Below are 12,345 nucleotides of genomic sequence, written 5' to 3' on the forward strand. Positions count from 1 at the left end.
TAAAATTATGAAAACGTTCAGAGACCTTATGATTTGGCAGAAAGCAATGGCACTTGTTACTAAGTGCTACAAGAAAACAAGTAAATTTCCGAAAGAAGAATTGTTTGCTTTAACCTCACAGCTAAAAAGATGTTCGGTTTCAATACCAAGCAATATTGCAGAAGGCTATGGTAGGGGTACAAATAAAGACTATCACCGCTTTTTAAATATTGCTATGGGGTCACTATTTGAATTTCAAACACAAATTGAAATCGCCTACGATCTGGAATACATAAATGAAACTGATCTTAATGATATTTACAGCGACAGCCGTGAACTTGAAAGGATGCTAAGCTCCTTCATTTCTAAAATAAAAGGGACATTATGATTGTCATCATTTTTTCGGAAACAGTGGAGCTAAAAAGACTTTGCGACACTGCTACTTTGTAACTTTGCGACACTGCTACTTTGTAACTTTGCGACTATGAAAACAAATTTTACCCGCATAACGAAAATATCATTAATCCTTGTTTACCTCGTGATCGTCGCGGGTGCGCTCGTACGCATGACCGGATCTGGAATGGGCTGCCCCGACTGGCCGAGGTGTTTTGGCTACTATATACCCCCTACTGATATTTCAGAATTGCAATGGTCGGCCAACCACGAGTTCAGCAAAGGGCAGGTGATCATTAAGGATGAAAAGCTGTGGGTGGCAAAAGAAACTTTTACCACCGGAACCGAATATGAGGGCAGTAACTGGGAAATGTATACTAAGCATGACTATGCCGAGTTCAACCCGGTACATACATGGGTAGAATACATCAACAGGCTTGCAGGCGCCTTGGCGGGCATGGCGGTATTTGGCATGGCAGTACTTTCGGTGTCAGCATTCAGGAAAACCAGATCAAGCATTATATTTCTCTCGTGGCTGTGCGTATTCCTGATGGGCTTCCAGGCATGGCTGGGAGCTACAGTTGTGTATAGCGTACTCAATCCCGTAAAGATCACGATACACATGGTAATGGCACTGGTCATTGCCGGGCTTATCCTGTACATACTCGACAAAGCAAAGAACCCTTCAGCCAACCTGCCCGTACTCAAGCAGGACAGGCTTTTTAAAACCTTATTATGGATCTCCCTTGCGCTCACATTGGTGCAGGTAGTGCTGGGCACCCAGGTGCGCCAGTTCGTGGACGAGCGTGTAAAAATGCTGGGGTATGAGAACATGGACCTCGTTCTGGATAACCCTTTGGTAGCGTTTTACTTCCACCGCACGTTCTCGTTCGTGGTGTTCGGGATCAACCTGTGGCTATACCTGCGCAACAGGAAGCTGAACCTGGGCTATTCCAAAACTACCTGGGTAATGTGGCTGCTGGCGGCAGAGATCGCTTCGGGTATTGCGATGTACTACCTTGACTTCCCTTTCGGCATGCAGAGCGTGCACCTCGTAACGGCATCTGTATTGTTCGGGGTACAGTTCTATATGATACTTGAGAGCAGGAGAAAACATTTAGCATAGCTTTATAATTTCCTTATCACCAATTTGGCAAAACGGTTAGTAATTTTACTAAACAGAAAACAACAAAAATACAAATCATGCCAAATTCAACTGAGATCCAGGGTGGCTGGGACGAATTCAAAGGAAAACTGAAACAGAAATATGCTGAACTTACGGATGACGATGTTACCTATGAGGAAGGCAAAGAAGATGAAATGTGGGGAAAACTTGAGCAGAAAATAGGCAAGGCCAAGAAAGAGATACTCTCTTTGTTCCAATAGCCTTTTCCCTCAGGAGAAACGTACCACATATTCCGAAACTGTTCTATGGGCGTGATCGCTTATCGAACAGTTTTTTTTATGCTCTTATTTAGACCTCAGAGATCTCAGACCGAGCTACACTCGAATCTTAAAAGCTACTCTTAACTCCTGTTTATATCCGACCGGGTGATGTTTGCGTGAGGGACAGAAGCGGCATCCTGCGGAGGCACGGAGCAGATAGAGCGGATGGCCCGACGCCTGAGGGAAACAGAGGCGGCACGCCCAAATTAATTTGCCAATCGGGAAAATTAAAAGTACTTTTGCGCAAGTTTAATTTTAATTTCGCAAATGAAACCTAACACACAACAACTTAACGACTTAACTACACAGGTAAGAAGGGACATCCTGCGCATGGTGCATGCCGTGAATTCGGGCCACCCAGGCGGATCTCTTGGCTGTACCGAATTCCTCGTAGCCCTTTACCAGGTTTTGATGGACCGCAAAGAAGGCTTTGACATGGACGGTATCAATGAAGATATCTTCTTCCTTTCCAACGGACACATTTCGCCTGTATTTTACAGCGTACTGGCACGCAGCGGCTACTTCCCGGTATCAGAACTTGCCACCTTCCGCCTTATCAACTCAAGGCTCCAGGGCCACCCAACCACCCACGAAGGGCTTCCGGGCGTACGCATCGCTTCGGGATCGCTTGGTCAGGGGCTTAGCGTTGCCCTTGGCGCGGCACAGGCAAAAAAGCTTAATAACGATGATCACCTAATATACAGCCTTCACGGCGACGGTGAACTTCAGGAAGGACAAAACTGGGAAGCCATCATGTATGCATCGGCTTATAAAGTGGATAATATCATCGCTACGATCGACGTGAACGGCAAGCAGATCGACGGGCCTACCGACGAAGTGCTTCCAATGGGCAGCCTGAACGCCAAGTTCACTGCTTTTGGATGGGATGTGGTCGAGATCCTTTTAGGGAATGACATCGAAGCCATCATCAAAGGCATGACCGAAGCCAAAGACCGTACAGGCAAAGGAAGGCCGGTTTGCGTATTGCTGCACACTGAAATGGGCAATGGCGTTGACTATATGATGCATACGCACGCATGGCACGGAAAGGCGCCAAACGACGACCAGCTGCAGCTTGCCTTCGCACAGAACGTGATAACACTTGGTGACTATTAATAGATTTAAGAATTCAGATTTCAGATTTCAGATTGAGCTTCACTCATGCCGGCAATGCCGTTACAATTTTAAAGATCGAGAGTGAAGCTCAATCTGAAATCTGAAATCTACAATCTGAAATATTTCATGAAAAAATACACAAATACAGGAAATAAAGATACACGTTCGGGTTTTGGCGCAGGCCTTACCGAACTGGGACAAACCAATGAAAATGTGGTTGCCCTTTGTGCCGACCTTATCGGGTCGCTAAAAATGGACGACTTTAAAAAGAACCACCCGGAGCGTTTCTTCCAGGTGGGTATTGCCGAGGCCAATATGATAGGCATGGCTGCGGGTATGACCATTGGGGGAAAGATACCGTTTACAGGAACGTTCGCTAACTTTTCTACCGGAAGGGTTTATGACCAGATCCGCCAGTCGGTAGCGTATTCTGACAAGAACGTAAAAATATGCGCGTCGCACGCAGGGCTTACCCTGGGTGAGGATGGTGCGACCCACCAAATACTGGAAGACATCGGCCTTATGAAGATGCTTCCGGGAATGACGGTTATCAATACATGCGACTACAACCAGACAAAAGCCGCAACCACTGCGATCGCTAAGCACCACGGACCGGTCTACCTGCGTTTCGGAAGGCCGGCAGTACCAAACTTTACACCAGATGGCGGTGAGTTCGTTATCGGGAAGGCCGTATTGCTGAATGAAGGCACCGATGTAACTATCATTGCTACAGGCCACCTGGTTTGGGAAGCACTTGTTGCCGCTGAGGCTCTGGAGGCAAAAGGCATTTCTGCGGAAGTGATCAACATTCACACTATTAAGCCGCTTGATGAGGAAGCGATACTGAAGTCGGTTGCCAAAACCGGCTGTGTAGTAACTGCCGAAGAGCACAATATCCTCGGAGGCCTTGGCGAAAGCGTGGCACGCACATTGTCGCTAAACCACCCGGCGCCACAGGAATTCGTAGCTGTGAATGACAGCTTTGGCGAATCGGGCACACCGGACCAGCTTATGGAAAAATACAGGCTAAACAATGAGGCGATCGTTGAAGCCGCTGAGAAAGTGATCAGGAGGAAGAAATAAATTCTCCGCATTGCTATAAACCAGGTCCCGCTTAGAAATGAGCGGGACCTTTTTATTGCCTTGTAATAAACAAAGATCCCGATGCCTTTTACAACATCGGGATCGTTATTTATATATCCTGGTCATTAATGGCAGGAAGGGTCTAAATGCTTTTTCAAGGTACCGCCATTGCACGTAGGTATTGCGTCAAATTCATAGTATTCAACAGGATCTGAATTAGGTATCGTGATCTCATCTTTAGTGAAATAACCATCTCCATCATCATCCGCATCTTTATAATTTGGCACTTCGTCACCGTCAGTATCATAATCATCAATATCTGTACCCGGAACGGTTTCATCTTTATTAAGGATCCCGTCACCATCAAGGTCGGTATATTCAAGATCATACAGCTTAAAGGTAAATATCAGCGAATCATAGGCAGAAATAAGTCCTCGACCTGAATTATAGTAACCAAGCCCTGAAGGAAGGAACATGATACCGGAGCCAAAGTTTTGGAACGAAGGCGGGTCCGGGCTATTAGGGATGTCAATATACTCACCGGTTTTAAATAGCGGAATGATCTCCTGCCATCCTTCTATCGACGAAATAAGCGGCGACTGTGTTTGCGGGAAAGGTGTATAGTCGAACTGTGTACCGTCGAGCAAGATGCCCCTGTAAGCGGTAAGTACGTTATCAGCACGTGTCGGCGACTGGCCAATGCCTTCGCTCAATACTATATAATAAACAGTATAGTCAACATTATTGCTGTTTACGATCTTGCTTTGGAGAGGGTATTGGGTTTGATCCCAGATCGAGGTTTGGGTACCTCCGGTCTGTATCTTGGTAAAAACAACATCAAAGTTAGCATCTACAGTAATATAATGTGTTTTCAGGTAATCTTCTATCTCAACTTTCTCTGTGGCATATTGCACTGTATAGTCCCTTGGCGGGGCTACATTGGCACCGTCGTCCTTTTTACAGGCTGCAAATATCGTGAGTAAGGACACAAGGCAGAAAGCCTTAGAAATTCTGTTCATTTTAATTTTTTTTAATGGCGCAAGATACAATTTTCCTTTATTTTTGTATGGTATTATAACAACGATTTTTAGGAATTAGTATGAGGATCGATAAATATTTGTGGTGTACACGCTACTACAAAACCCGCAGCCTTGCCACCCAGGCCATACAAAAAGGACATGTTACAGTTAACGGGCAACAGGCTAAAGCATCGAGGGATATATTCCCATCGGATAAGATAACCGTGCGCCGCGACCAGATAAACTACATCCTGGCCGTGCTCGACATACCCAAGAGCCGCGTAGGGCCAAAACTGGTAGACATTTACCGTAAGGATGAGACCCCGCAGGAATCATTTGAACACCTGGAAATGTTGCGCCTGACCAAAGAACATTACCGTGCCAAAGGGACCGGCAGGCCTACCAAAAAAGACCGACGCGACCTGGACGACTACGGTGATGACTTTGATGACGTTATCGGACCAGATGAAAACTAATGATCACCATACACTTTTAATAGCATTATCCCATGAAAAACATCATTCTTACCCAACAGGAAATTGCCCATAAAACGAGGCGCATTGCCTACCAGATATATGAAACGTTTCCAGACGAGAATGAAATTGTGTTGGCGGGCATAGCTAACAGCGGCTACTTATTTACGCAGATGATCGCCACCGAACTTAAGAAAATAGCACCGTTTGAAGTAACGCTTTGCGAAGTAAGGATCAACAAGGACAATCCGCTGGATGAGATCGAGACATCGCTTACCCCGGCAGAATATACAAACAGATCGCTTGTACTGATCGACGATGTGCTGAACAGCGGGGCTACACTCATTTACGGGATAAAGCATTTTCTAGATGTACCGCTAAAGAAATTCAAGACGGCTGTACTGGTAGACCGCAATCACAAACAATACCCTGTAAAAGCCGATTTTAAGGGGCTCTCATTATCTACATCCCTACGAGAGCGCGTACAGGTCGTCCTGACCGAAAATGAGCAGTGTGCGTACCTTGAGGATTAGTACAGGCTCATTATTTGGTTAACGATATCTTCTGGGCTTTTGCCATCTGTAGCAATTACGTGTTTTGCCTGGTGATAATAATAGCTGCGGTCAAACAAATGCTTGGCCACATATTCTTGCATCTCGTCAGCGGCCAGGTTATCCAGCAGCGGCCTTCCTCCACCCTGCCGCTTCAGTCGAAATATAAGCTCCTCTATGCTAGTTTTTAAGTAAACTGACACCACATCATCCTGCTGCAGGAAAAGATGATTATTGGCATAGCATGGCGTACCGCCACCGAGGCTGAGGACGAAGCCATCATCAGTACGCATCAGTTCATTTAAATTTTCATGTTCAAGCCTTCGGAATTTTATCTCCCCATATGCTGCAAAGATCTCAGCGATGGTTTTTCCGGCCTTTTTTTGAATTATTTCGTCAAGGTCAAATGCCTTTAAACCCGTCGTTTTACCCAATAATTGGGCGATGGTTGACTTTCCCGAAGCCATATATCCGCACAAGAGTATCTTCTTCATAGCAATAAAGCCTTACAAATTAAGGCATTGAATAATTTAATCGAAAAAAACTCAAATTTATAATAATTTCGCTTTGAATAATTAATAATACATCCTTATATTTGCACCCGCATTCAGGGAATGAATTTATTGACTCGGTAGCTCAGCTGGTAGAGCACATCACTTTTAATGATGGGGTCCTGGGTTCGAATCCCAGCCGGGTCACAAAGACCTTATATTTCCTAATGCAACGACTCGGTAGCTCAGCTGGTAGAGCACATCACTTTTAATGATGGGGTCCTGGGTTCGAATCCCAGCCGGGTCACAAAAAGTTAAGCCGCAATACTGCAAGCTTAACTTTTTTTATTTGAGATTATATTGGCCACGTGGAGAAACTGGTAGACTTGCCATCTTGAGGGGGTGGTGCCGCAAGGCGTATGGGTTCGAATCCCATCGTGGTCACAAATTTAATCGGAATAGTCAGTAAACATTGATTGTTCCGATTTTTCTTTAAAATAATCCCGACATTGTTCCGACATTATTTGTGTTGCTATTAAGACAAGTATTTGTCAATGTTCCGTCCAGCCCAGCCACATTCAAAGGCGTCTAAAAATAGCTCGGGTTTGTAAAATTATACTTTTTTATCCCACACTTTAGTATTAGCCCAAAATAGCTGCATTGCATAATTTACTTAAATTTACACAACTGCCATAAATGGGATAATAAACAATGAAAAAAGCAGATAATGCAGTTGCGGGGTGGACAGCCTGCCCGGAATGCCAGGGACACGGCAAAAAAAGCAAAGGGATCAGCAGGAAACAGCGTATCCAATACCAAACAGCTTTACAGGAATATGAAATAACAAAAGGAGAAGGCATACTACCCATGCCGCCTAAAGGACATTTATACCCATGCCCGGTATGTAAGGGAACGGGGTTAGTATCCGGCATATTGCCCGTACAAGAAAGCGAGAAATACCCCCACATAGCAATTATTGGAGCCGGTATTGGAGGTGTAGCACTGGCTGTGGCCTGCCAGCACCGCGGTATACCTTTTAGCCTATATGAGCGCGACAGCGACTTTCATGCGCGATCTCAGGGTTACGGACTTACCCTGCAACAAGCCGGCAAGGCAATGGCTGGCTTAGGCATTGTTTCATTGGAAAAAGCTGTTATCTCAACAAGGCATGTTGTACATACTACCGAAGGAAAAGTTATCGGCGAATGGGGTGCGAGGAAATGGCTGCGAACAGATGCTGCAATACCTGCAAAGCGTTCCAATATGCATATAGCAAGGCAATCCCTTCGTTTGGCGTTGGTCGACCAGCTTGGGGGAAGTGATGCGATACAATGGGATCACCGGTTAACCGATCTTAAGGAACATGAAGACGAAGACATTGAACTAACATTTTACGCAGGCGGCGAAATGAAGACCTCAAGAGCAGACCTTGTAGTTGGAGCTGATGGTATACGCAGCGCAGTGCGCAGGTTACTGATCGGTGAGGAGAGCACCCCCCTGCGCTACCTGGACTGCATCGTGATATTAGGCATCTGCCAGTTGAATGACCTGAAAGGCATTGACAGCCCCTTACTCGATTCGGCAACAGTATTCCAGACCGCCAATGGCAATGAGCGGATCTATGTGATGCCTTACACGGCAAACTCTGTGATGTGGCAACTTAGTTTCCCGATGCAGGAAGATGAGGCTAAAAGTTTAAGCGCTAATGGACCCCGCGCACTTAAGGAGGAGGCTTGCCTCAGGACCCAATGGCACGATCCCATTCCGCAGATCATAGCAGCTACGCCGGAAGCCCTGATCTCCGGATATCCCGTATATGACAGAGAATTGCTCAGCGATGAATTACTAACGAATGCAGGGCCTGTAACGCTTATTGGTGATGCGGCCCACCCAATGAGCCCTTTTAAAGGACAGGGAGCGAACCAGGCCCTACTGGACGCTTTACTACTGGCAAGGGCGATCGCGAGAGGTTGCAGGAATTCCGAATGGAAAAAGGCCGGGCTTAGGAAAAGCGTACTAACTGCATTTGAGGCAGAAATGTCAAACCGAAGTGCTGTTAAGGTGAAAGATTCAGCAAGGGCAGCAGAATTCCTCCATTCTGAGATCGTACTCCATGAGTCTGATTCACCGAGAGGACGTTGCCTGAAGAAAAAGGACAGAGAAAAATAAAATACTGCATATTTATTTTATCCGGATATTGCGGTACTATTTCCCGAACACACTACACTCTCACAAAATATAACTTAAAAACAAAATTGTAATAGTAGGGCATTTTGCTCTCCAACTGTTTACTGATTAGTTATATAATTCAAAAGTGCACTTTCCATTTCTGAATAAAAATTTGTTAAGAACAAACCGATTTATTTAGTTAAAATATCTGACTGTTGCATTTTTTGTAATCTTTTTTAGTTAATATTGTCACAATAAAGCAACTCATAATGCAGCTATGAGCCTTAAGCAATTCTTCATATCCTGGATCCACAGACATCATGTTCTCATGAAAGCTACGCTGTGTGCGGCTTTAATGATCGTCGGATCACCCACTCACGCCCAGCTTCCTGCCTTTAACCTTGACGTTATAATAGGGCACGAAACCTGCCCCGGTAACGGTACGCTTACTTTTGCTACACAAAATACCATCCCCGGATCGGTATTACTGTTCACGGTATACCATGATCCTGATATGTCCATTCCCATATCATCATCTCCAAACCTTACCGTTGACGGTCTGAGCGCAGGGACTTATACCATAGTTGCCCTGCAAACCCTTGGCCTTGACACAAGCCTGCAGGAGACCCAGGTCGTCATACAAGATCAGATAAACCCTTTAACTTACAGCATAAGTTCGTCTACCCATAACTGCTCTGCGGGTGGTCAGGTAGAAATTACAACACTTAGTGGCATTGCTTCCCAATACGAGATCATTTCAGGTCCGGTGCAACGGCCGTTACAGGATTCAAATATATTTCATGATCTTCCGGCGGGCGAATACAACATCAGGGTATTCAACAACTGCGGCCAGGCGGTGGTTACCACCTATACACTTGTCATAACCCCGGGCCAGCCGGAAGTTTCGGCACCTATTTTTAATGAAGTGCTCTCCGGTAATTGTGATATAGTGAGCATTACCAATACCATATCCTATCCTCCGGGAACTGTAATAAGCTATCCTCTCACAATAACCTACACGATCAATGTGCCGGGTGGCGACCCCATTGTCGAAATTATGCATTTCGATTCGGGAGCCCCTTCCCTATTAGAGTTCTCGCATGAATTTCCCATAATACCCGGACAGGACTACACATACGACCTACAGGTAACGAACAGCTGTGGCATACAGTACGGTAATACAGGTATGTCGGTAACCCCATTTCCGGAAATAACCCACAGCCTGCCACCCATACCCTGCGGGCAGTTTTACCTTACACTGGACGTTTCCAATTACATGCCGCCTTTTACGCTTGCATTCCCCACAGCACCTTCTGGTTTTGATCCCCAGGCATTCAGTACATCTTTTCCCGGACCATTCAGCGAAGGCCCGGTATCTTTTGGAGGCGAAGGCCAGCCAGTGCCCGAAGGCGATTACACTGCGGTAGTTACCGATGCCTGCGGAAGGACAGGTACACATTCATTCACTGTAGAATATATTGTACCTGAGCCCAACGCGACCGGCCGCAATAATGGCTGCTACTCCCTGTTTGGCCGCATTATAGCGTCAATACCGGAGCGCGAGGTGGTTTTTGCCGAAATAACCGCTGCACCCCCGGCATACACTCCCGCGCTGCCAAGCAATGTTTCAGGCTTCATAAATGGATCGGGAACACTTGTGGTCACCGATCTCCCACTGGGGTTTTATACCCTTAACCTCACTGACGATTGTGGGATCCTTTATGAAGACATCATTGTGGAGGTCCCTGCATTTACCGAGCAGGATTTTACCGCTACCGCTTTTGCCGATTGTACTGTAGGAATAGGCGCCGCAAGGGTTTCAAGCGGTAACGGAAGGCTTACGGCACTGTCGGTCATAGCAGCACCGGATGCATTTGAACATACACTGCCTTATGATGTTTCTGCTAACATAACCCCAGGCGGGCTTTTCTACATGGACAACCTCCCCGCGGGCACCTACACTTTCCACGGCACAGATATATGCGGCATACAACGCACAGTGTCGGTAACGATCACAGGTTATTTACCCATGGGTGGGACACCGTTCTTATTCGACCCCAATTGCAGTTCCTTTAACATAGAAATGTTCGATGTCGATACATCTGCCGGCTCCCCCGGTTACTGGCTGCAAAGGGAAAATCCTGACGTACCCGGCGAATGGGGCCATCCTGATACCGGAATAGTGTATACTGAAGGGACTTTGCCGGTTGACGAAAACTCGATGGCGCTGCCAAATAACCAGACTACCATAAACCTGTTGTATTTTGGGTCGTTCAGGATCGTAAAAGCATTTGAAACGGTAGGAACAGGGACTTCTTCCAAACTATGTTATGAAGTGCTTGGCGATTTCAATTACTATGACGGGGTGAACATCGAGAATATCTACAACATCTCGTGCCTGCCCAATACCGATGATATTTATATAGAAGCCACAGGGCTGGCCCCTTTGCAATACCGTATCGATAAAAAGGACGGCCTGCCCTTCTTTATAGATAACGGAACGAATAATATATTTACCAACCTCCCCACAGGCTCTTACCAGTTCGTGGTAGAGGATGCATGCGGGCACATAGGGCGCAGGACAGAGAATATCAACCTGCTGCCGGAACTGGCTGTGGCGCATGACCCCGGGAACATGATGCAATGCATCGAGCCCGGGCAGCCCGCATCGTTCGAGTTCGACCTCTCTACGCAAAATGCGGGGGTGCTCGATGGCCAAAGCCCCGATGCTTATACCGTTACCTACCATACTACTCCCGAGGATGCTGATGCAGGGACATTACCGTTGCCGACTTTATATACCAACACCAGCAACCCGCAAACCATTTATGCCAGGGTGGTGCACAATTATATTACCATCTGCCACGACATTGTGCCATTTGGGCTACAGGTTTCAGAATACCCACAACTTACAATGGATCAGGAAGTATATGTATGCGTTGGCAGCGGCCCGGTCACCCTGACCGCCGATCCGGGTTTTGACTCCTATGAATGGTCAACCGGAGAAACGTCCAATTCTATAGAAGTAGAAACCCCGGGCGTCTATTCGGTGTCTGTAGCTAAGGTTTATGGCAATGTAGAATGCGCAACGACGACCGACATTATAGTGAACGCATCGCAACTGCCGGAAATTATAGCTATTGATACAGACGACTGGTCCGATAACCACAACTCCATAACCATACAGGCCGGAGGTACAGGAAATTACGAATACTCGCTTGATGGCGAAAATTATCAGGACAGCCCTTATTTTGGTGGCCTTGCGACAGGTATATATAACCTGCACCTACGGGATAAGAATGGTTGCGGCATTACCATACAACCATTTTACCTGCTCAATTATCCAAAATTCTTTACCCCAAATGGCGACGGTGTGAACGATACCTGGCGGATCCGTTACTCGATGCTTGAACCTGACATGGAGATCGAGATCTTTGACCGCTACGGCAAGTTCATTACATCATTCCCTCCCGAAAGTGAAGGCTGGGATGGCACTTACAACGGCAGGGCACTCCCTTCTACCGACTACTGGTTTGTGGTTACACGGGATGACGGTGAAGTGCACAGGGGACATTTTGCGATGAAGCGTTAATGTGGAAAAACTGTAGAAATTCTACAGCAGGTT

11 protein-coding genes and 3 tRNA genes are annotated in these 12,345 nt (G+C 46.4%); 12 read left to right on the forward strand and 2 right to left on the reverse strand.

What is annotated here, in order from left to right; genetic code table 11:
• The first annotated feature begins 7 nt into the window (after positions 1–7).
• From ACT6R0_RS13185 to ACT6R0_RS13205, 5 genes are all read left to right on the forward strand, one after another.
• Entirely contained in the window at positions 8–367 is a 360-nt protein-coding gene (locus ACT6R0_RS13185) for a four helix bundle protein (RefSeq protein WP_444654391.1), read from the forward strand.
• Between the two features lie 96 nt (positions 368–463).
• Positions 464–1,498 carry a COX15/CtaA family protein gene (locus ACT6R0_RS13190; protein ID WP_444654390.1) on the forward strand — a complete coding sequence of 345 codons (1,035 nt, stop codon included), beginning with the start codon at positions 464–466 and terminating at the stop codon, positions 1,496–1,498.
• Positions 1,499–1,575: 77 nt separating this feature from the next.
• The gene (locus ACT6R0_RS13195; RefSeq protein WP_444654389.1) at positions 1,576–1,758 is read left to right on the forward strand and encodes a CsbD family protein; all 183 of its coding nucleotides are present in this window, start codon (positions 1,576–1,578) and stop codon (positions 1,756–1,758) included.
• 327 nt (positions 1,759–2,085) lie between these two features.
• The gene (locus ACT6R0_RS13200) at positions 2,086–2,934 is read left to right on the forward strand and encodes a transketolase (RefSeq protein ID WP_444654387.1); all 849 of its coding nucleotides are present in this window, start codon (positions 2,086–2,088) and stop codon (positions 2,932–2,934) included.
• Positions 2,935–3,060: 126 nt separating this feature from the next.
• Positions 3,061–4,017 (forward strand): transketolase family protein, encoded by a 957-nt coding sequence (locus ACT6R0_RS13205; protein ID WP_444654386.1) that lies wholly within the window; start codon positions 3,061–3,063, stop codon positions 4,015–4,017.
• A 125-nt stretch (positions 4,018–4,142) separates the two neighbouring features.
• Here the strand turns inward: ACT6R0_RS13205 and ACT6R0_RS13210 are convergent, their stop codons facing one another.
• Complete coding sequence (locus tag ACT6R0_RS13210; protein ID WP_444654385.1) at positions 4,143–5,036, reverse strand: FKBP-type peptidyl-prolyl cis-trans isomerase; 894 nt, start codon at positions 5,034–5,036, stop codon at positions 4,143–4,145.
• Positions 5,037–5,116: 80 nt separating this feature from the next.
• On the opposite strand from ACT6R0_RS13210, the gene ACT6R0_RS13215 reads away from it, so the two are divergent.
• Both ACT6R0_RS13215 and ACT6R0_RS13220 read left to right on the forward strand, forming a co-directional pair.
• Positions 5,117–5,512, forward strand: a complete 396-nt coding sequence (locus ACT6R0_RS13215; RefSeq protein WP_444654384.1) for an RNA-binding S4 domain-containing protein — start codon at positions 5,117–5,119, stop codon at positions 5,510–5,512.
• Between the two features lie 32 nt (positions 5,513–5,544).
• A complete protein-coding gene (locus ACT6R0_RS13220; RefSeq protein ID WP_444654382.1) occupies positions 5,545–6,042 on the forward strand; it encodes a phosphoribosyltransferase family protein in 498 nt (165 codons plus the stop codon).
• On the opposite strand, the gene ACT6R0_RS13225 is transcribed toward ACT6R0_RS13220, so the two are convergent.
• Positions 6,039–6,554 carry a shikimate kinase gene (locus ACT6R0_RS13225; protein WP_444654381.1) on the reverse strand — a complete coding sequence of 172 codons (516 nt, stop codon included), beginning with the start codon at positions 6,552–6,554 and terminating at the stop codon, positions 6,039–6,041. The genes ACT6R0_RS13220 and ACT6R0_RS13225 overlap by 4 nt on opposite strands.
• Before the next feature lie 131 nt (positions 6,555–6,685).
• Here ACT6R0_RS13225 and ACT6R0_RS13230 point away from each other — a divergent pair.
• The 5 genes from ACT6R0_RS13230 (at position 6,686) to ACT6R0_RS13250 (ending at position 12,312) form a co-directional block, all read left to right on the forward strand.
• Positions 6,686–6,758 (forward strand) — tRNA-Lys (locus tag ACT6R0_RS13230).
• Between the two features lie 27 nt (positions 6,759–6,785).
• Positions 6,786–6,858, forward strand: a tRNA-Lys gene (locus ACT6R0_RS13235).
• A 55-nt stretch (positions 6,859–6,913) separates the two neighbouring features.
• Positions 6,914–6,995: transfer RNA gene (locus ACT6R0_RS13240), tRNA-Leu, on the forward strand.
• A 267-nt stretch (positions 6,996–7,262) separates the two neighbouring features.
• Positions 7,263–8,720 (forward strand): FAD-dependent oxidoreductase, encoded by a 1,458-nt coding sequence (locus ACT6R0_RS13245; protein WP_444654379.1) that lies wholly within the window; start codon positions 7,263–7,265, stop codon positions 8,718–8,720.
• 277 nt (positions 8,721–8,997) lie between these two features.
• On the forward strand, positions 8,998–12,312 hold the full coding sequence (locus tag ACT6R0_RS13250) for a T9SS type B sorting domain-containing protein (RefSeq protein ID WP_444654378.1): 3,315 nt from the start codon (positions 8,998–9,000) through the stop codon (positions 12,310–12,312).
• Positions 12,313–12,345 lie beyond the last annotated feature (33 nt).

The organism is Flavobacterium sp. (assembly GCF_052437795.1).
Taxonomy (GTDB): Bacteria; Bacteroidota; Bacteroidia; order Flavobacteriales; family Flavobacteriaceae; genus Flavobacterium.

Coding starts and splice junctions, on each gene's coding strand:
- ACT6R0_RS13185 (WP_444654391.1), top strand. CDS start 8: ATGAAAACGTTCAGAGACCTTATGATTTGGCAGAAAGCAATGGCACTT.
- ACT6R0_RS13190 (WP_444654390.1), top strand. CDS start 464: ATGAAAACAAATTTTACCCGCATAACGAAAATATCATTAATCCTTGTT.
- ACT6R0_RS13195 (WP_444654389.1), top strand. CDS start 1,576: ATGCCAAATTCAACTGAGATCCAGGGTGGCTGGGACGAATTCAAAGGA.
- ACT6R0_RS13200 (WP_444654387.1), top strand. CDS start 2,086: ATGAAACCTAACACACAACAACTTAACGACTTAACTACACAGGTAAGA.
- ACT6R0_RS13205 (WP_444654386.1), top strand. CDS start 3,061: ATGAAAAAATACACAAATACAGGAAATAAAGATACACGTTCGGGTTTT.
- ACT6R0_RS13210 (WP_444654385.1), bottom strand. CDS start 5,036: ATGAACAGAATTTCTAAGGCTTTCTGCCTTGTGTCCTTACTCACGATA.
- ACT6R0_RS13215 (WP_444654384.1), top strand. CDS start 5,117: ATGAGGATCGATAAATATTTGTGGTGTACACGCTACTACAAAACCCGC.
- ACT6R0_RS13220 (WP_444654382.1), top strand. CDS start 5,545: ATGAAAAACATCATTCTTACCCAACAGGAAATTGCCCATAAAACGAGG.
- ACT6R0_RS13225 (WP_444654381.1), bottom strand. CDS start 6,554: ATGAAGAAGATACTCTTGTGCGGATATATGGCTTCGGGAAAGTCAACC.
- ACT6R0_RS13245 (WP_444654379.1), top strand. CDS start 7,263: ATGAAAAAAGCAGATAATGCAGTTGCGGGGTGGACAGCCTGCCCGGAA.
- ACT6R0_RS13250 (WP_444654378.1), top strand. CDS start 8,998: ATGAGCCTTAAGCAATTCTTCATATCCTGGATCCACAGACATCATGTT.